A 21,058-nucleotide genomic window follows, 5' to 3' on the forward strand; every position below is an offset into this window, starting at 1 on the left:
TTATGATGAATCTGGTTCGATTTTTCCTTGAAAAAAGAACAGTCAGTTGGCTGCTCGTGATCTTTATTTTATTGGCCGGTTACAGCAGCTTCCAAAAGCTTGGTCGCTTTGAAGACCCTGAATTTACTATTCGAGTGACTGCTATCAGCACCCCTTATCCCGGAGCCAGTGCAGAACAAGTAGCAGAACGGGTTACGGATAAAATAGAAGCTGCGTTGCAACAGTTGCCCGAAGTTGATGAAATTCGCTCAAATTCATACCGAGGGTTATCCAGTATCCAATTTGAAGCACGTGTTGAGTTTGATAAACAAAGCCTACAACAGGTGTGGGATAAACTGCGTCGTAAAATGCAAGCGGTTGAACGTGAACTCCCTGCAGGCGCAGGTCCAATCATCATTAATGATGATTTTGGTGATGTCTATGGGCTGTTTTATGCGCTCACTGGCGAAGGATACTCATTTGCTGAGTTAAAACTCACCGCAGATATGTTGCGTAAAGAGCTTGCGTTAGTCTCTGGTGTAGCAAAAGTGGCACTCTGGGGTGAACAGAACCAACAAGTCTATTTGGAAATTCCAACGAGCAAGCTGGCTAATCTGGGTTTACAAGCACATCAAATCCACCAGCAGTTACAAAATGCAATTACACTTGCCCCAACTGCGACACTCGATGTAGCCAATGAACGTCTAGCTCTTGGCCCAATGAATAACATCACTGACATTAACACACTCAATGAACTATTGATCAGTGATAATAAAGGCCAAACTTTCCGTCTTGGCGATATTGGTCACATCTCTCTTGGCTACCAAGAGCCAAGCAGTACCCAACTCTATTTTGATGGTCAACCTGCTATTGGTCTGGGTATCAGCAATATTTCTGGTGGCAATGTTGTTGAAATGGGCCGTAATGTCAGCGCACGGCTGGCGGATTTACAGTCGCGGATACCTGTTGGAATGTCGTTGCAGGTTATCTCACATCAAGGTGAAACGGTTGATGCCTCAATTAACGACTTTGTTGATAACCTCATTGCAGCAGTAGTCATTGTTGTTGTCACTCTACTGATTTTTATGGGGATGCGTTCCGGGCTACTGATTGGTTTTGTGCTATTACTGACTGTTGCAGCAACGCTTATCATCATGCAGATTGATGGTATTGATATGCAGCGTATCTCGCTCGGTGCGCTCATTATCGCCCTAGGTATGCTTGTTGATAATGCCATTGTAGTAACTGAGGGTATTTTAATTCGTACCCAAAAAGGCGAAGATCCGAAAGACGCAGCACTGGCCATTGTCAAACAGACAATCTGGCCGCTGCTCGGTGGTACCGTCGTCGGTATTATGGCTTTTAGTGCCATCGGTTTATCACCTGACAACACCGGTGAATATGCAGGTAGCTTATTCTGGGTCATCATGTACTCAATGTTACTCAGTTGGTTACTTGCTGTTACCTTAACCCCACTATTTTGCGTTCAACTGTTTCGTGCAGTCAAAACTAATCAAGAAGCAGCAGTTGGCTCGTTTTTACGTGGCTACCAATCAGTACTAGCAGCCTGTATTCGATTACGCTGGCCCACGTTAATAGCTTGTGTTGTGATGTTAGTGCTGGCTGTTATCGGTATGAAATTTGTTCCACCGGGCTTTTTTCCTGCGTCAACTCGTGCACAATTTGTAGTCGATTACTGGTTGCCACAAGGCACGCGTATTGAACAAACTAATCAGGAAGTGCGCGAAATTGATGCCTTTGTTCGTAGTTTGCCAGAAGTTAAAAGTACGACAACGCTGGTTGGTTCTGGCGGATTACGCTTTATGTTGGTTTATGGGGCAGAAGAGCCAAACAGTAGCTATGCCCAACTGCTGGTCGATGTAGATGACTGGAAAGTGATTGACTCGCTCATGCCAAAAATCCGCGATCATATTGAACAAAACTATCCTGATGCCATGCCAAAAGTGTGGAAATTCCAACTCGGTCCAGGAGGCGGTTCAAAAATTGAAGCCAAATTCAGTGGCCCGGATACCAAAATACTACGCCAGTTAGCCGAACAAGCTCGCCAAATTTATATCAATGATGGCGGTATGACAGCGATTAAAGATGACTGGCGGCAACCGGTCAAAGTCGTACAACCCATTTGGGATGAAGCTAAAGCTCGACAGAGTGGTTTTAATGCTAATGATCTTGATCGTGCAGTAAGCCAGTATTTTAACGGTAATCAAATTGGTCAATACCAACACGGTGACGATCTACTGCCGGTTATTGCCCGACCACCGGCCAGTGAACGTGAAAAAATTGAAGCCTTATATAATGTACGGCTACAACCTGAAGGTAGCCATGAAACGCTTGCCTTAAGCCAATTTATTGTCCGCCTTGAACCTGTCTGGGAAAACGCGATTGTTCGTCGAGTGGATCGCTTTCCAAGCATAAAAGTACAAGGTGATCCGGCAACAGAACTCACGGGTGTCGTCTTTCAGCGTGTTAAAATAGCAGTAGAAGCGATTCCATTACCACCTGGCTACAGCTTAAGCTGGGGTGGCGAGTTTGGTGATTCATCAGAGGCGAACGCCGGTATTATGCAAATACTGCCATTGGCGTTTGCAGCAATGATCTTTACGGTGGTTGCACTGTTCAATGCTGTTCGCCAACCATTGATTATCTGGTTAATTGTGCCATTGGCCGTTATCGGTGTCAGTTTTGGCTTAGTGATCACCCAAACACCGTTTGAATTTATGGCTATATTAGCATTCTTAAGTTTAACAGGGATGCTGATTAAAAACGCAATCGTGTTGGTGGATCAAATTGACCTTGAAATCCGTGAGGGGAAACCACGCTTATTGGCAGTACTCGAATCGTCTCGATCGCGTGTTCGCCCTGTTGCAATGGGTTCTATCACCACTATATTGGGTGTTGCGCCGCTTTTGCTCGATCCATTCTTTAAATCAATGGCCATCACCATTATGTTTGGATTAAGTTTTGCTACTTTGCTCACATTGATCATTGTTCCGGTACTCTACACCGTGATGTTTCGTATCCGTAAAGATGAAATAGCATAATGCAAACAGAGTCTTACACAACATTAGTGTGCAAGGCAGCTTCATAATAAAATAGCTACATTGCACACTAAAAAGCGCATTGTGATAGACACGATGCGCTTTTCTTTATGTTAGAAAAGCCATTATCAATACAAGGTAAATTAGATTTATCGTTAATCATCATTCATATCTGTGCTACTTCGCCTCTCCTGCTAAGATCAACATTCGCGGAAATAACAGATTATTTTCGAGATGAATATGCTGATGCAAATCAGCTTCAAACTCAGCCAGTGTTGCTAAACACACTCGCCATGTTGTGCATGCATACTCTGGTGGTGTAAAACCGTTAGTCATTTCACGCAGGTTAGCCATAATGTCGCCCGCATCTTGGTGCTCGTGTTCCATAACCCGAATAGGGTTACTGATATGGCCAAAACACGTTTGCTCTTGTACCCCAGAAATGAGATTTAACATCGCGGGAAATAAAATCTGCTCCTCTTTCATCAAATGTGGCAACAAATCATCCATCAATGCTCGAATAAAGCCAGCAAAAGGTAGAATTTCGGCATATTTCTCACCATGAGCTCGCACCATTTTTTGACTATATTCAAGCAACAATGGGGCAGTACGACGAATATAAGCATGGTGAGTACTGACTAAATAATCGATTAACTCAGAAGGTGTGATCTCTGCTAATGCAGTATCAGCCTGCCCTGCTTGTTCCAACTCAGTCAGTGCCCTGACAACATCAGCTAAATTTGCCTTTGCACGTTCACATGCACTGGCTAACGTGCGGCCACCGCCACAACAAAAATCAATACCAAAACGGCTAAATACATGTGCACTACGGAAATCTTGGCTAACTAACTCACCCACACGACAATCAACTACATTCATACTTCTCTCCATCAACAAGCATAAGAATATCACCCAATAAAGTGCATATTAAATGCATCTTATTGTTTGTGCAAGATGCAAAAAAGACAAAAAAATGGCGTTTACGCTACAACCCGTAAACGCCAAATTAAATTGAGCAAAGGTGACTCAATACAAAATGCGGGCGCGAATCGTTCCGCTAATCGCTTTCATCCGCAACAGTGCACGTTCAGCAAATTCCGTTTCCACATCAATAACCACATAGCCAATTTCTGGAGTAGTCTGTAAATATTGAGCGGCAATATTGATGCCTTCTTCAGCAAAAATGTGGTTTAGTTGTGTCAGCACCCCTGGGCGATTTTCATGAATATGCAGTAAACGGCGAGCGCCTTCATGCCCAGGTAAAGAGGCCTCAGGAAAGTTAACGGCCGATAACGTTGAACCGTTGTCAGAGTACTTAATAAACTTTCCAGCAACTTCAATACCAATATTCTCTTGTGCTTCTTGGGTTGAACCTCCAATATGAGGAGTCAAAATCACGTTATCAAACTCACACAAAGGTGAAACAAACGGATCTTTGTTTGTTGCAGGTTCTGTTGGGTACACATCAATAGCTGCGCCAGAAAGGTGCTCACTTTTTAACGCATCACACAACCCCGAAATATCAACGACTGTGCCACGTGAAGCATTAATTAAAATAGCACCCCGTTTCATTTGAGCTAATTCGGTTGGACCTATCATATCTTTCGTTGAACGGGTTTCGGGTACATGTAAACTGACCACATCGCTCATGCTCAATAAATCAGTAAGGTTAGCAACTTGCTCTGCATTCCCTAACGGTAATTTATTTTCAATATCGTAAAAATAGACTTTTAAGCCAACAGATTCAGCTAAAATGCCTAATTGGGTACCGATATGGCCATAACCAATAATACCGAGCTTTTTACCGCGAGCTTCATATGAGCCATCAGCACTCTTATTCCATATCCCCCGATGCGCACGCGCATTAGCTTCAGGAATACGGCGCAGCAGCAACAAAATTTGCCCTAACACCATTTCAGCAACTGAGCGGGTATTTGAGAAGGGGGCATTAAAAACTGGAATACCTCGACGCTGAGCAACACGAAGATCGACTTGGTTTGTACCAATACAAAAACAGCCTACTGCAACCAATTTTTCTGCAGCAGAAAAAATCTCTTCTGTTAGATGAGTACGTGAGCGCAATCCAACAAAATGAGCATCACAAATCGCGATTTTCAATTCAGCATCACTTAATGCACCTTTGTGATACTCAATATTGCTATAACCTGCTGAACGTAATAAATCAACTGCTCTAGGGTGTACTCCCTCTAACAGCAAGAACTTGATTTTATCCTTTTCTAGCGAAACCTTAGCCATGTTTCAATCCTTACATCAACCCTGAAGCAGACTCCATTTCCACGTTATACGTGGTCATCCTTTAGTCAAAATAACAGAAATTAAGTAACGTAGGAAAGGAACAATTTGCTGCTAGAAAAGAAAAAATAAACACTCTCAATACATCAGCGCAATAACAAAAATGAGATGAGGATTCTCCTCAAATAGAAAAGAGCGCCATGGCGCTCTTTTATGTGCGATGTGGTGGCAATAACGCGTTTAACTGATCGTTTTCACGCCATCAGCTGAACCTACTAGCACAATATCTGCCGGCCGTTGAGCAAATAACCCCACGGTTACCACACCGACAATGTTATTAATTTGCTCTTCAAGCTTTTTAGGTTCAAAAATCGACATATTATGTACATCAAGAATAATATTGCCATTATCTGTTTTCACACCTTGACGATACACCGGATCACCGCCAAGTTTTACCAGCTCTCTGGCAACATAAGAGCGGGCCATTGGGATCACTTCAACAGGCAGTGGAAAATGACCTAACACCTCCACTTGTTTACTAGCATCAACAATACATACAAATTTTTGGGCAATTGCTGCAACGACTTTTTCACGTGTTAACGCCGCACCACCACCTTTAATCATCTGTAAATTAGTGTTGATCTCATCTGCACCATCAACATAAATTGCAAGGCAATCAACCTCATTGGCATCAAAAACATCAATCCCTAATGATCGTAGTTTGGCTGTTGAGGCTTCAGAACTTGAAACAGCGCCTTTAATCTGCTCTTTAATTGTACCGAGTGCGTCAATAAAGTGATTAACAGTTGAACCTGTACCAACACCGATTATGCTACCGGGTTGTACGTATTCTAGTGCTGCCCAGCCTACGGCTCTCTTTAGCTCATCTTGTGTCATCTCGCTATCCTCCGAGAATATATATTTGGCCAGTACATCGCTAATAGAGCACTTAGGCTGTATCTGTTCAATCCGTAAGCACTCATCGTACAAAATAGCTTATTTGCTTAAGCTAAACACCACATCAACGTGATCAGTAAAATGCAGAGTTGGTTGTTGATAGGTTTGGTTTACTTTAGCACTGGCAGCATCGGTATATGCCGCCATGCGTAACATAGGAGGCATTGGCTGCTGTTGGGCTGTGGTATCATAACGAATCTTTTCAACCTGACCTATTTTCACACCAAACCCATGTGCAATGGAGTTTGCTTTACTGATCGCATCTTTAATGGCGGCTTCGCGGGCTTTTAGCTGATAACTTTGTGGATCAGACACGCCCATCTGAATACCTTGAATATCGTTTAGCCCAGCCTTCAGTGCACCATTTAGCAGATCATTGAGTTTACTCAGATCCATCACCTTCACATCAACATGGCGAATGGCACGATACCCTATTAGGGTCGGGGCTTTATCTTGCACATACTGATATTCTGGCTGTGTAATCAAGTTTGCCGCATTAATGTCTTTTACTGCTACCCCATTTTTTTCTAAAAAAGCCATGTAATCACTGACACGGGTATCAACCTGTGTTTTTGCATCGGCTGCCGTTTTGGCACTTTGATTCACTTCAATAGAGAGCGTTGCCATATTAGATACAGCATCAACACTACCGTTTCCGGTTGTCGCTAAAGTAGGAGCAGGCGCTAATGCTGTGGCTACGTCTGCTGTTTGTGTAGTAGGTTGCATGGTAGATGCCATAGAAACACCAGGGGCTACTGCCAACATTATCGCAATCGTTAACACTTTTAAGTTCATGACAACTCCTCAGTCTTAGTATACGTAAGCCTGCATCAGCGCAGCCTTTATATCTATTCAGTATGGTAAGTTACCCTATCGCTTTCAATAGCCAGTTAACGGTTAGACATATTTGGTAATGATAAGATGCGAATCTTCTTAAAATACTGTTAAATACTGAGTCAAAAAAACCCCTTACGGGGCTTTTTGAATTTCTGCTTTAGTTTTGTGCCTATTTTATATTGTCAGTATTTTTGCAGCGTGGATCTGTGTGTATTGGATAATCACTACTGTAACATCTGCTCAATATCATCACCGTTTAAGTGCCGCACATCTTTACCTTTAACAAAGTAGAAGATGTATTCACAGATATTCTGGCAACGATCACCTATCCGCTCGATAGCCCTTGCACACCACATAGCAGTGAGTACATTCGGAATTGAGCGCGGATCTTCCATCATATAGGTCATCAGTTGACGAATAATCCCTTCATACTCTTTATCGACTTTACGATCTTCACGGTAGACTCGAATGGCTGCATCCACATCCATACGGGCAAACGCATCTAGCACATCATGTAACATTTGAACAGTATGACTACCGAGCGATTCTAAACTCACCAGCAAGGGCTGATGCTGGCTCGTAAAGTTCTCTAATGCTGTTTTTGCTATCCGCTCGGCAACATCACCAATGCGCTCTAACTCTGCAATGGTTTTGATAATTGCCATCACCAAACGCAGATCACTGGCTGTGGGTTGGCGTTTGGCAATAATTCTCACACACGCCTCATCAATAGAGACTTCTAGCATGTTGACTTTGGCATCATCTTTAATGACCCGTCGCGCGAGATTCTCATCACGATCGTGCATGGCTCGAATTGCATCAGTTAACTGTTGTTCAACTAAGCCCCCCATACTCATCACCTGAGTACGGATACTTTCCAGTTCGGTATTAAACTGGCCAGAAATGTGTTTATTTAATTGCATATTATCCATATCAGCGCCCATCCATTAACCATAACGACCAGTAATGTAGTCTTCGGTTTTCTTTTTCTTCGGGGTTGTAAACAGGGTATTGGTATCGGAATACTCAATTAACTCGCCCATATACATAAACGCCGTCTGATCGGATACGCGAGCTGCCTGTTGCATGTTGTGGGTTACAATCACCACAGTGTACTTGTTCTTCAGCTCGTTGATCAGTTCTTCAATGGTTAATGTTGAAATAGGGTCAAGTGCTGAAGTGGGTTCATCAAGTAAAAGCACTTCTGGCTCAATAGCAATAGCACGTGCGATCACTAAACGTTGCTGCTGCCCGCCTGAAAGACCAAATGCATTTTCATGTAATCGGTCTTTCACTTCATCCCAAATAGCTGCACCACGCAGTGATCGCTCGACCGCATCATCTAAGGTACGGCGATCTTTTACGCCTTGCAGACGTAGCCCATACACAACATTTTCATAAATCGATTTTGGAAACGGGTTAGGCCGCTGAAAGACCATTCCTACGCGGCGGCGTAGTGCAGCAACATCCACTGAATTATCATAGATATTCTGGCCATGTAATAAGATCTCACCATCCACTCGGCAGCTATCAACCAGATCATTCATCCGGTTGATACTGCGTAGTAACGTTGATTTACCACACCCTGATGGGCCGATAAAGGCGGTGACTTGCCCTTTTGGGATCTTCATGTTGACGTTAAACAATGCCTGCTTTGTTCCGTAAAACAGATCTAAATTTTTTACCTCCAGCGCGGTCTGTTCGGCTGTCAGGTTTTCCAAATCCAACGTCTGAGCGTCTGCTGCATCAGCATTAATCGTAATCATTGCTATTTCCTGTCAATACTGCCTATCACCGGCTAATTAAATATCCATTGAACGGTATTTTTCACGTAAATGGTTACGGATGCCAATTGCGGTTAGGTTTAACCCCACTATCACTGTCACCAACAGGAACGAGGTTGCAAACACCAGAGGGCGAGCTGCTTCAACGTTCGGGCTTTGGAAACCAACATCGTAAATATGGAAGCCTAAGTGCATAAATTTACGATCAACATGCACATACGGGAAGTTAAGATCGACAGGTAAGGTCGGTGCCAACTTCACCACGCCGACTAGCATTAACGGGGCAGTTTCACCCGCAGCGCGTGCAACCGCCAAAATCAGCCCAGTCATGATCGCAGGGCTGGCCATAGGAATAACAATTCGCCACAAGGTTTCTGCTTTTGTTGCACCCAACGCCAGTGACCCTTGGCGCACTGCACTTGGGATGCGCGAAAGCCCCTCTTCTGTGGATACAATAACTACAGGTAGTGTCAAAATAGCCAGTGTAATGGCTGACCACAACACTCCGGGTGTACCAAAAGTCGGATTTGGTAAGGCTTCTGGATAAAACAACTTATCGATATTGCCACCAATCATGTAGACAAAAAAACCGAGCCCAAATACGCCATAGACAATAGAAGGAACACCCGCAAGGTTAATCACCGCAATCCGGATCATTTTAGTAATCGCATTTTTACTTGCATATTCATGCAGATAAATAGCTGCTATAACCCCAAGCGGTGTCACTAAAATTGACATCAGCAGTACCATGAATACTGTGCCAAAAATCGCAGGAAATACACCACCTTCGGTATTAGCCTCACGCGGATCTTCTGTCAGGAATTTCCAAACTTGATGAAACCAGTGTCCCACTTTTGCAATACCGTGCATGTCATTTGGGTAATAAGCATCCACCACATTTGACATTGCAATACTGACAATCTCTCCACGCATATCACGTACAAGCAGTGCATCACGATCGGTTTGATCGCGCAGGCTCATCAATTGTTTTTCAAGTACTGCATACTGGCGGTTAAAACCTTCTCGATCGGCGGCAATTTGTGCTTCTTCTTTTTCGTTTACTGAACCACTTAGTTGTAAACGGCGCTCTTTCATTCGGAGCTTTTCAAGCCCGTAGTTAATGGCACCAATTTCAACTTTTTGCAGCCGCTCAATTTGGTCGTTAAGCTCAAGTACCCGATTTAAGCTGCGTTGCATGTCGTTTTTCAGATCAGAAGTGATCAACGGTTGACCATTTTCTGTCATGCCAGTCAGAAAGCCGTAAAAATTGCCATTTTTGGTACGCTCAATTACCATGACCCCTTCAGGTACGGTACGTTTAGTAATTTCAGTATCGAGCAGTGTCCGAAAATCAAGATTTACGTATTCACGATTACCGGTTTTAATCAGGTAACGTGGAATATCAGTTTCTTCACTGCCATACAGGTCAACGTTATTGGCCAGCAAGCGTTCACGCGGCACCAACTCTTTGCCGTGTATTTCACCGATAACCTGCTCAATACCCTGCGGCGTTTTTGTCTCAAACTGATACACAGTGTGCGGCCAGAAATAGACTAAACCGCGCGCACCAATCAGCACCAACAGCCCAATCACTGCAATCAGGCTTAAGGAGACGGCTCCCGCCGTCATCCAGATCCAAGGCGTTCCTGATTTAAACCACTTATTCATCACTCTTCCCTTACAGCGAACTGTACTTATCGCGTAAACGCTGACGGATATATTCGGCTATGGTGTTGAACACAAATGTAAAGACAAACAGAACAAAAGCGGTCAAGAACAGCACCCGATAGTGTGTACTCGCTACTTCTGCCTCTGGCATTTCAACGGCGATGTTCGCAGCCAGCGTGCGCAGCCCTTGGAACAAGCTCCAATCGAGAATCGGTGTATTCCCGGTGGCCATCAGTACGATCATGGTTTCACCCACGGCACGACCAAGCCCTATCATCACCGCAGAGAAGATCCCTGGGCTGGCTGTCAACAATACGACCCGAGTGAGGGTTTGCCATGGGGTTGCCCCAAGTGCCAGTGAGCCGTTAGTTAAGTTACGCGGCACACTGAAAATCGCATCTTCAGCAATCGAGAAAATACTCGGGATAACCGCAAAACCCATCGCAATACCCACTACCAGCGCATTACGCTGATCGAACGTAAAGCCAAGCTCATTGCTAAGGAAATTACGAATATCGCCGCCAAAGAAGGTGTGGTCGATAACCGGACTCAGGCTAAACGAGGCGTACGCCACCAGTAAAATCACGGGTATCAGAATGAGTGCATCCCACCCTTCACGCATATAATGGCGTAAACTGTCAGGAATTTTGCCCCACAAAAAAGCGGTTAACAAAATTGAGAGTGGTAACGCAATCAAAAACGTGGCCACACCGGTTAAGTACTGCTCAAGCACAGGAGCTAACCACAATCCGGCCAAAAAGCCCAAAATAACGGTCGGCAATGCGCCCATAATTTCCAGCGTTGGCTTGATAATCTTGCGCATTCCTGCTGACATAAAATAAGCAGTATAAATTGCGCCCGACAAGGCCAATGGCACAGCAAATAGCATCGCGTAAAATGCGGCTTTTAACGTACCAAACGAGATCGGAACAAGGCTTAATTTTGATTCAAAGTCATCACTGGCTGAAGTAGATTGCCATACATACTGCGGTTCACGATAACCTTCGTACCAGACTTTACTCCACAGTGCGCTCCAACTCACTTCAGGGTGCTCATTGTGCACATCAAACAGTGCCCAGTTACCGGCCTCTTCTAATAACATACCGTTAGCACGCGAAGAAATTGTTAACGCATACGGTTGTTTATCTAGTAGTTTTTCCTGAAATAAGCGATTTTCACTGGTGGTGTAATACAGCCCGACATCACCGTTGTTGTGCAGCGTTGCAAACCCACGGCGGAAATATTCTGGCTGAATCTTTTGTACACCCACACTGCCGGTTGCCAACTCACGAATTTTCGTTAATACCGGGCCATTACCGGTATTAACATCAAACCACTGGGTGATCTTGCCATCATCACTAGCGACCAGTAACGAACTACCACCGGCCATCAGCGATAACTGTGTTGGCATTGCCTCTTTCGTCAGTGTAGTGACTTCCCGCAATTCAGGTGCGTCACCACGCAAATCGTAGATATACAGTTGTTTGGCTGATTGCACATACAAAAAACGACCATTAGGGGTGATTAACAGCTCGTTAACTTGCTTTGGCAGATCAGGAACTGTTGTCACATCTCCTTTCCACTCAATATCTCCGCTCATCATGTTCTCTTGCGCTTCGTATTTACCGAATAACAAGCGATGATCGGCCGTTAACCCAGCCAGTTCAGCCGATTCATCTTGCGTACTGATCGCTAAACGCACGAGTGGCTGTTTTTTACTATCAAGTAAAAGTGGCGTTTCCCCTAAAGGAAATTTCAATTTTGGGCGAGTGTGACGTAAATTATCTGCACCAAAATTAGAAGAAAATTGTGGCTGGAACACGGTCACTGAACCATCAGTATTTCCTAATGCATACACTCCAACACTCGGAACTGTTTTTGCAAAAGAAGAAACGTTATGGCTTAACTGCTGCTTTAACAGCACAGTACCAGGCTTCTCAGCACGATCACCCACTAACTGAATATAGGTAATCTCACCATCTTGCGTCAGTCGGTAACCCGCTTCACTGCGTTCATCCAGACCGAGTAAAATAGCCGGTTTATGTGTATCGACAGCAATTTCCTGCTGTTTCACCACAGAAGCTGACTTAAATAGCGGTAAAATAATATAAAGCAGGTAAAAAAAGATCAGCATTAAGGCGACTAAGACTAACATCCCGCCCCCTGTAACACCGTATTTTGCAAGCTTATCTTTGAACGCTCTGCTTTTGCTTCCCTTTAAAGAAAGACTGACTACGTCAACCATGAGTATTCCCATTGACTACATGATAGTTACGAATTGTATGTCGTTTATATTACAAACATGTGACAACTTACACTTATAGACTTACTTAGACTAATGTGTTGATATTGTGGCAATATTCTATATTTCTTATTATAAAACTTACGGTTGTTAATTTACGGAAAAACAGAGTATTACTGCGAGTAAATGGCAACGCGCTACATGGATGATTTAAGGACACAGTATGAGTCTGGAAAAGTTGTATATTGAAAAAGAGCTCAGTTGGCTGTCTTTCAACGAGCGAGTACTGCAAGAAGCGGCAGATAAAACTAACCCGCTGATTGAGCGAGTACGTTTTTTAGGTATTTATTCCAATAACTTAGATGAGTTTTATAAAGTTCGCTTTGCCGATGTAAAGCGCCGTATTTTGATCAATGAAGAACAGGGAACGGAAGCCAGTGCCCGCCATTTACTGAAAAAAATCCAAGCTCGTGTTCTACGCATGAATCAAGATTTCGATTCGCTTTATAACGAATTATTATTAGAGATGGCACGCAACCAAATATTTTTGGTCAATGAGCGCCAGATTGCCGATAGCCAAAAAAACTGGCTAAAAGAGTATTTCCGGCAGAATGTATTACAGTTCATCACGCCTACCATGCTGTCATCACAAGTTGATCTGGTTCAATTTTTAAAAGATGACTATACCTATTTAGTTGTCGAAATGCGTAAAGAGTCAGAGACACAATATGCATTAATTGAGATCCCTGCCAGCCGTTTACCCCGCTTTATCACATTACCACAAGAAAAGCCGCGAAACCGTAAGACCATAATTTTACTCGATAATGTGATTCGATTTTGCCTTGATGATATTTTTCGCGGCTTTTTTGAGTACGATTCACTCACCGCTTACTCGATGAAAATGACGCGTGATGCTGAGTACGATTTGGTCAATGAACTTGAGTCTAGTCTGCTTGAGCAGATGTCATTTAGTTTAAAACAGCGATTAACCGCTGAACCAGTACGCTTTGTTTACCAACGCGATATGCCTGATGAGTTAGTTGATTATTTAAAAGAAAAACTTGGCATATCCTCTTACGACTCGATCATTCCAGGTGGTCGTTACCATAATTTTAAAGATTTCATTGGGTTCCCAAATGTAGGTAAACCGTCATTGGTGAATAAGCCAATGCCACCGCTTGAGCAATCAATTTTCCTGAGCCACGATACAGCGTTTGATGCCATTAAAGAGCGGGATATTCTGCTGTACTACCCTTATCACACATTTAATCACTTTACTGAGTTGTTACGGCAAGCCTCTTTTGATCCAAACGTAGTTTCAATCAAAATCAATATTTATCGGGTAGCGAAAGACTCTCGGATTATTGATTCAATGATCCATGCGGCCAATAATGGTAAAAAAGTGACCGTGGTCGTTGAGCTGCAAGCCCGTTTTGATGAAGAAGCAAATATTCATTGGGCAAAACAGCTCACTGAAGCGGGCGTGCATGTTATTTTTTCTATTCCAGGATTAAAAATTCACTCAAAACTTTGCCTAATTACTCGCCGTGAAGGTGAAGTGTATGAACGTTATGCACACGTAGGTACGGGTAACTTTCATGAAAAAACAGCACGTTTATACACTGATTTTACCTTATTAACGCGTGATCCACGCATTACCAATGAGGTTCGGCGGGTATTTAACTTTATTGAGAACCCTTATCGCCCCGTCACCTTTGAACACCTGATTGTATCGCCACAAAACTCGCGCAAAATGCTGTATAAATTGATCGATCAAGAAATTTTGCATGCACAAAGCGGGCAAAAATCGGGGATCTCTCTTAAGATCAATAATCTGGTGGATAAAGGGCTCATTGATCGCCTGTATGCAGCTTCCAATGCCGGTGTTACCGTGCGGCTGCTGATCCGTGGTATGTGCTCACTGGTGCCGGGGTTAAAAGAGGTGAGTGAAAACATTCACATCACCAGTATTCTTGACCGCTACCTAGAGCATCCGCGGGTCTATGCATTTGAAAATGCCGGCGATACCTTGGTGTATATCTCCTCCGCCGACTGGATGACGCGCAACATTGATTATCGTATTGAAGTGGGCACCCCGATTTTAGATGCCGAACTGAAAAAGCAGGTGTTGGATATTCTTAATCTGCAATTTAATGACACTGTTAAAGCACGGATCATTGATAAAGAGCTGAGTAACCGTTATGTACCACGCGGTAATAAGCGTAAATTACAGTCTCAACTGGCTATCTATGATTATTTTAAAGGCGTAGAACTCCGCGAACAGCAGGCCGAACACGATGCCAATCACCACATTATCAGCCACAATTGAGAATAAACCCAAAGAGATTGCAGCCATTGATTTAGGGTCAAACAGTTTTCATATGGTAGTAGCAAGGGTTGTTGATGGATCTCTTCAGATTTTATCGCGCATTAAACAGCGGGTGCACTTAGCTGATGGGTTAGACAACCATAACCATCTAAGCCAAGAGGCCATTGATCGAGGTATTGCTTGTTTAGCCATGTTTGCTGAACGCTTACAAGGCTTTGATGAAGACAATGTGCGTATTGTGGCTACGCATACACTACGCCGCGCGGCCAATGTTGATGATTTTCTGGCACAAGCTGAAGCGGTACTGCCTTTCCCCATTGAAATTATTGCAGGCCAAGAAGAGGCGCGTTTAATCTATTTAGGTGTAGCCCATACCCAGCCTGAAACTGGGCGGCGATTAGTGGTTGATATTGGCGGCGGCTCTACTGAAATGGTTATCGGTGAGGGTTTTACACCGATATTTGCCGAAAGCCGCCAGATGGGCTGTGTCAGCTTTGCCCAGCGTTTTTTTCCCAACGGTAAAATCTCGGCCACGGCATTTAAAAAAGCGTGTGTCGCGGCACAACAAAAGCTCGAAAATCTAAGCTGGCAATATCGTCAGTTAAACTGGGATTTTGCGCTGGGATCTTCAGGTTCAATCAAAGCCGTGCATGAAGTGATTATTGCTATGGGCGATAAAGATGGCCGAATTTCACGTGAACGCTTAGGCCGTATTGTCGAGAAAGTGCTTGAATTTCCGGATATGGACTCACTGAAACTGGTCGGTTTGTCAGAAGACCGGCAATCGGTGTTCGTGCCCGGCTTGGCCATTTTATGCGGAATTGTTGATGAGCTAAAAATCAATGAAATGCGCTTTTCTGATGGTGCATTACGTGAAGGCGTGATGTACGAGATGGAAGAGCGGTTTCGCTTTGAAGATATTCGGGTTCGCACTGCTCTGAGCCTTGCCGAGCGTTATAAGATTGACCGTGATCAGGCAGGCCGTGTACGCGATACCGCAATGAATTTGTATCATCAGTGGCTATTTGCTAACGCTGATACTGCTAATCCAAAACTTGAAGTTTTGCTTGGTTGGGCAGCATTGCTGCACGAAATAGGCTTGAGTATTAATGATAGTGGTATTCATCGCCATTCAGCCTATCTTTTACAACACACGAATCTACCAGGTTTCAACCAAGAACAACAAAATTTATTGGCAACTTTGGTACGTTACCACCGTAAAGCACTCAAACTTGAACTGATGCCCTCATTTGCTCTGTTTAAGAAAAAATCACTCTATCCGTTAATTCGGATTTTGCGCTTGAGTGTGCTACTCAACAAGCAACGTCAGGCCACTAACCCACCTGCATTTGCACGATTATCAACGCAAGATCACGATTGGGAACTCAGTTTACCTGCACAATATCTTCAGCAAAATATGTTGGTACAGGCCGATCTTGAGATAGAGCAACAATATTTACAGGATATAGGCTGGTCATTAACGTTATCTGAAGCTTCCACTGCAGAATAAATACGCCATGGAATACCAATAAAACCAAGGATGAAATATGCAACAACGTCAACTGGCGGCCAATGGGCCGCTTTTTTCTCGTATGGTGATGGGCTATTGGCGTTTAATGGAGTGGGGTTTTAATGCCCAGCAAACAGCTACCTTCATTCAGCAGCACCTTGATTTGGGTATCACAACCACCGATCACGCAGATATCTATGGCAGTTATCAGTGTGAACAGGCATTTGGCGATGCGCTGCGTTTACAACCCTCATTACGGCAACATATTCAGATTGTCAGTAAATGTGGGATTGCATTAACCACCCGCCCTGAGTATGCGTTGAACCACTATATTACCAACACTTCCCATATTATCGCCTCAGCAGAACGTTCATTGCGTAATTTACACACTGATTATCTGGATTTGTTGTTGATCCACCGTCCTGATCCACTCATGGATGCCGATGAGGTAGCTCAAGCATTCACTACGCTGCGTAAAAGCGGCAAAGTGCGCCATGTGGGTGTCTCTAATTTTACCGCTCAGCAGTTCTCGTTACTGCAAAGCCGATTGGATTTTCCATTAGTCACAAATCAAGTCGAGATTTCACCGCTGTATCAGGATTTACTGCTCGATGGCACGCTGGATCTGTGTCAGGAAAAACGCATCCGTCCGATGGCGTGGTCGTGTCTAGGCGGTGGGCGTCTGTTTACCGATCCGGCATACCAGACGCTGCGTGATGAGATCGAGGCTATTCGCGGTGAGTTGGGCGCTATCAGTATCGAGCAAGTGGTCTATGCATGGATTTTAGCCTTGCCAAGCCAGCCACTCCCTATTATTGGATCGGGTAAAATATCTCGTGTAACACAGGCAAGCCAAGCACTTAATTATACTATCAATCGTCAGCAGTGGTTTCGTATTCGCCGAGCTGCTCTTGGTTACGATGTTCCGTAATGAACATTATAAAGAGAGCATGATCATTTTCTCTACTCTCTATTAAAAATAAATCGTTATTTAAGCAATCAAATAAGCCTGACTGGTTTTATCTTTTTATCTTTTTATCTTTTTATCTTTTTATCTTTTTATCTTTTTATATTGCTCAATTGAAGATAATAACGTTAATAAAAAGGCCACCTTAATAAAAGATGGCCTTTTTTAGCTCTTTACTTTATTGCAAAAATACGATTTATCTGTAAATCATCACGGTATTATTTAATACCCAATGCATCTAAATCTTTTGCGACAACTTTAGCCGGAACAGGGATATAACCGTCTTTCTCAACCAACTCTTGACCTTGCTTTGACAGAACCATTTTCAGGAACTCAGCCGTCATTGGATCAAGCGGTTTGTTTGGGTGCTTATTCACGTAAATATAAAGGTAACGTGATAACGGATATGAACCGTTGATAGCATTTGCTTCTGTAGGCTCGACATAAGCGGTGCCCTTCTCAGCCAGCGGCAGTGCTCGCACGCCTGAGGTTTTATAACCGATACCGGTATAACCAATGCTGTTAAGTGATGCACCAACTGATTGAACGACCGAGGCTGAACCGGGTTGCTCATTCACGTTACTGCGAAAATCACCTTTACACAGCGCATGATCTTTAAAATAACCGTATGTGCCCGATACTGAGTTACGGCCATACAATTGGATATCTTTATTAGCCAGTTCGCCAGTAACACCTAATTGCCCCCAACGGGTAACAGGCTCATTTGCGCCACATTTGAGTGTGGTAGAGTAGATAGCGTCAAGTTGTTCAAAATTCAACCCTTTGATTGGGTTATCTTTATTGACAAATACTGCCAACGCATCAATTGCAACAGGTACGCCGATAGGTTGATAACCAAATTTTTTCTCAAAGGCTTCGATCTCTTTGCCTTTCATTTTACGGCTCATTGGGCCTAATTGTGCAGTACCTTCGGTTAACGCCGGAGGTGCAGTAGAAGAACCCGCAGCTTGAACTTGAATATTAACGTTTGCGTATTCACGCTTAAATTGTTCAGCCCACAACGTCATCAAGTTTGCTAATGTATCAGAACCGACAGAAGATAAATTACCTGAAACACCACTGACTTTTTTATAATCAGCCAAATCACTGTCTACAGCAGCATAGACACTACTGGCAAATGAAGCGACGATGCTAAAACTTAAGGCGCTGACCAATGCTTTCAATTTCATTTTAAACTCTCCATAAACGGTCCTTCGTAGAAGTCGGGCTAGTATCTAGCGAACTGATGACAGTTTTATATCTTAAAGATGACATTTAAATGACATGCAGCTATTTATTTGCCTATTTTCTTTTTTTCATCTACGCACACGTTGTTCAACCAGCGATGTGATTTATTGTTTCAATATTATTAAGATTACTCAGTAAAAGCCGTATTTCGCTTCTCTTGATGAATAACAGGAATACATTGAACTAACAACGAATGCGGCATAATAAACGAGAACTGACTACCAATGCCCAGTGTGCTTTGAATATCTAACCGACTATCATGGTGAATTAATGCGTGTTTAACAATGGCTAATCCTAAGCCACTTCCCCCTGTTTTACGGGATCGCGTTTTATCTACTCGATAAAAACGCTCAGTGAGCCGACCAAGATGGTTGGCTGGAATACCAGGACCATTATCATTGACCTCAAAACAAGCTCCACTTGAGTTTTTATACCAGCGTACGTGAATTTGTGTGCCTTCTGGTGTGTGATTAATGGCGTTATACACCAAATTAGAGACTGCACTACGTAACTGATCTGCATCACCGTATACAAATAACTGATGGTCGATATCAAAACTGACTGTATGCTCTTGGCTTAAGCCGATGGTATCGTGCTCTAGCAGATCTAATATCGCCGGAATATCTACCGGTTCATTAAGGTTAATTTCTGGCGCAGCTTCAATACGCGAAAGGGTTAAAATTTGCTCAACCAGGGCTTCCATACGCTTAGTCTGTTCGAGCATTGTTTTGTGGGCTTTTGCCCAAAACTCAGGATCAGTGTCGTCGTCGTCAAGCATCTCAAGATAACCTTGTAATACGGTCAATGGCGTACGCAACTCATGGCTAACATTGGCAAAAAAGTTGCGCCGCATACCTTCTAACTGACGTATTTTGGTAATATCACGTGCGGAGATCAAAAACTGCCCTTCGCTATAGGGCATAACGCGTAACTCAACATACCGATCATGATTGGCTGGAGAGGCAATCACTAAAGGTTTACTGAAGTTTTTAGTGTGCAAATAAGCGGAAAAATCAGGGCTACGCACAAGGTTTAAAATATGCTGCCCGCTGTCTTCCGGCCAGCGAAAACCGAGAATATGCTGTGCCAGTTTATTACACCAAAAAATACTGCCATCTTCAGTACATACTACCACGGCATCGGGCAGAGACTCTGCCCCACTGCGAAAACGGCGAATGAGTGTAGCTAATTCCCGGCGACGACGGCGATTACGTTGCTGTAAGCGGTAAATACCGTTAAACAGTGGCCCCCAGCTACCTTTTCCTGTCGGTGGGGTCATGCTTTTATCTACCCATAACCAGCTTGATAATTTAAGCTGATTATAGAAGTGCCAGAGCAAAGCCATCACCGATGCAGTAATCATTAACAGTAGCGTATGCCCAAATAACAGGCTGGCAATGAGTGCGGGGATATAAAAAAACGCTAACTCTTTTGCTAACGTTTTCCATGACAAACGCTCAACCATGTTCTACTCCATACCTCGGCACTCATATTTTCAACAAGAATTTTAGGTATTAATAACGGGATGAGAATCGATAACCAGAGCCTCTAACCGTTTGTACCAGTCGATCATGGCCTGAAATTTCTAAGGCTTTTCGTAAACGACGAATGTGTACGTCTACTGTACGATCTTCGACATATACATTCGTGCCCCATACGTTATCGAGTAGCTGTTCACGGCTGTACACTCGCTCTTGATGAGTCATAAAAAAGTGCAATAGCTTAAACTCTGTAGGCCCCATATCGACAGGGTGCTCACCGGAGGTAACACGGTGAGAGATGGGATCAAGTTTTAGGCCTTGTACATCAATCACATCCTCAACTGATGTGGGTGATATTCGGCGCATCACTGCTTTTATACGGGCAACTAGCTCTTTAGGAGAGAACGGTTTGGTGATGTAGTCATCAGCACCTACCTCTAATCCACGTACTCTATCCTCTTCTTCACCACGGGCTGTTAGCATCACTACCGGAATACTGCGCGTGATCTCTTCCCGTTTAAGGTGTTTGATCAGTTGAATCCCTGTTCCCCCTGGCAGCATCCAATCGAGTAAGATCAGATCAGGGTAAGGTTCGGCCATTTTATTGATAGCCGCTTGGTAATCTTCAGCTTCTACCGGCTCATAGCCTTTTTGTTCTAACACAAAACATAACATGTCGCGGATTGGTGCTTCGTCTTCAACGACGAGAATTCGCCTTGCCATAACGATTCCTGTTTAAGTATG

At 43.7% G+C, this 21,058-nt stretch carries 15 protein-coding genes; 4 read left to right on the plus strand and 11 right to left on the minus strand.

Translation table 11 applies throughout. The features are described from left to right. The first annotated feature begins 5 nt into the window (after window positions 1–5). Window positions 6–3,041, plus strand: a complete 3,036-nt coding sequence (locus ACRC53_RS05355; RefSeq protein ID WP_438642514.1) for an efflux RND transporter permease subunit — start codon at window positions 6–8, stop codon at window positions 3,039–3,041. 174 nt (window positions 3,042–3,215) lie between these two features. On the opposite strand, the gene ric is transcribed toward ACRC53_RS05355, so the two are convergent. From ric to ACRC53_RS05395, 8 genes are all read right to left on the minus strand, one after another. Next, window positions 3,216–3,917, minus strand: coding sequence for an iron-sulfur cluster repair di-iron protein (ric, locus tag ACRC53_RS05360; RefSeq protein WP_438642515.1), 702 nt, complete (start codon window positions 3,915–3,917; stop codon window positions 3,216–3,218). Window positions 3,918–4,064: 147 nt separating this feature from the next. Then, the gene (serA, locus tag ACRC53_RS05365; protein WP_438642516.1) at window positions 4,065–5,294 is read right to left on the minus strand and encodes a phosphoglycerate dehydrogenase; all 1,230 of its coding nucleotides are present in this window, start codon (window positions 5,292–5,294) and stop codon (window positions 4,065–4,067) included. A gap of 237 nt (window positions 5,295–5,531) precedes the next feature. After that, a complete protein-coding gene (gene rpiA / locus ACRC53_RS05370; protein ID WP_438642517.1) occupies window positions 5,532–6,188 on the minus strand; it encodes a ribose-5-phosphate isomerase RpiA in 657 nt (218 codons plus the stop codon). Between the two features lie 99 nt (window positions 6,189–6,287). Further along, window positions 6,288–7,043, minus strand: a complete 756-nt coding sequence (locus tag ACRC53_RS05375; RefSeq protein WP_438642518.1) for an oxidative stress defense protein — start codon at window positions 7,041–7,043, stop codon at window positions 6,288–6,290. 266 nt (window positions 7,044–7,309) lie between these two features. After that, entirely contained in the window at window positions 7,310–8,017 is a 708-nt protein-coding gene (gene phoU, locus ACRC53_RS05380; protein WP_438642519.1) for a phosphate signaling complex protein PhoU, read from the minus strand. A 15-nt stretch (window positions 8,018–8,032) separates the two neighbouring features. Then, window positions 8,033–8,851 (minus strand): phosphate ABC transporter ATP-binding protein PstB, encoded by an 819-nt coding sequence (gene pstB, locus ACRC53_RS05385; RefSeq protein WP_438622471.1) that lies wholly within the window; start codon window positions 8,849–8,851, stop codon window positions 8,033–8,035. 36 nt (window positions 8,852–8,887) lie between these two features. Next, window positions 8,888–10,537 (minus strand): phosphate ABC transporter permease PstA, encoded by a 1,650-nt coding sequence (gene pstA / locus ACRC53_RS05390; protein WP_438642520.1) that lies wholly within the window; start codon window positions 10,535–10,537, stop codon window positions 8,888–8,890. Between the two features lie 10 nt (window positions 10,538–10,547). Beyond that, window positions 10,548–12,782, minus strand: coding sequence for an ABC transporter permease subunit (locus ACRC53_RS05395; protein WP_438642521.1), 2,235 nt, complete (start codon window positions 12,780–12,782; stop codon window positions 10,548–10,550). A gap of 220 nt (window positions 12,783–13,002) precedes the next feature. Between ACRC53_RS05395 and ppk1 the strand changes: the two genes are divergently transcribed. The 3 genes from ppk1 to ACRC53_RS05410 are packed head-to-tail and all read left to right on the plus strand — an operon-like array spanning window position 13,003 to window position 17,549. After that, window positions 13,003–15,108, plus strand: a complete 2,106-nt coding sequence (gene ppk1, locus ACRC53_RS05400) for a polyphosphate kinase 1 (RefSeq protein WP_438642522.1) — start codon at window positions 13,003–13,005, stop codon at window positions 15,106–15,108. Beyond that, window positions 15,077–16,618 (plus strand): exopolyphosphatase, encoded by a 1,542-nt coding sequence (gene ppx, locus ACRC53_RS05405; protein WP_438642523.1) that lies wholly within the window; start codon window positions 15,077–15,079, stop codon window positions 16,616–16,618. The genes ppk1 and ppx overlap by 32 nt, the downstream gene beginning before the upstream one ends. A gap of 37 nt (window positions 16,619–16,655) precedes the next feature. After that, on the plus strand, window positions 16,656–17,549 hold the full coding sequence (locus ACRC53_RS05410) for an aldo/keto reductase (RefSeq protein ID WP_438642524.1): 894 nt from the start codon (window positions 16,656–16,658) through the stop codon (window positions 17,547–17,549). 254 nt (window positions 17,550–17,803) lie between these two features. On the opposite strand, the gene ACRC53_RS05415 is transcribed toward ACRC53_RS05410, so the two are convergent. The 3 genes from ACRC53_RS05415 to phoB all read right to left on the minus strand — a co-directional run bounded on the left by ACRC53_RS05415 (window position 17,804) and on the right by phoB (window position 21,037). Further along, on the minus strand, window positions 17,804–18,775 hold the full coding sequence (locus tag ACRC53_RS05415; RefSeq protein WP_438642525.1) for a PstS family phosphate ABC transporter substrate-binding protein: 972 nt from the start codon (window positions 18,773–18,775) through the stop codon (window positions 17,804–17,806). Window positions 18,776–18,960: 185 nt separating this feature from the next. Then, window positions 18,961–20,298 carry a phosphate regulon sensor histidine kinase PhoR gene (phoR, locus tag ACRC53_RS05420; protein WP_438642526.1) on the minus strand — a complete coding sequence of 446 codons (1,338 nt, stop codon included), beginning with the start codon at window positions 20,296–20,298 and terminating at the stop codon, window positions 18,961–18,963. A gap of 49 nt (window positions 20,299–20,347) precedes the next feature. Then, window positions 20,348–21,037, minus strand: a complete 690-nt coding sequence (phoB, locus tag ACRC53_RS05425; RefSeq protein WP_438642527.1) for a phosphate regulon transcriptional regulator PhoB — start codon at window positions 21,035–21,037, stop codon at window positions 20,348–20,350. Window positions 21,038–21,058: the final 21 nt, after the last annotated feature.

Source organism: Plesiomonas sp., from assembly GCF_051652165.1.
Classification (GTDB): Bacteria; Pseudomonadota; Gammaproteobacteria; order Enterobacterales; family CAMTGL01; genus Plesiomonas.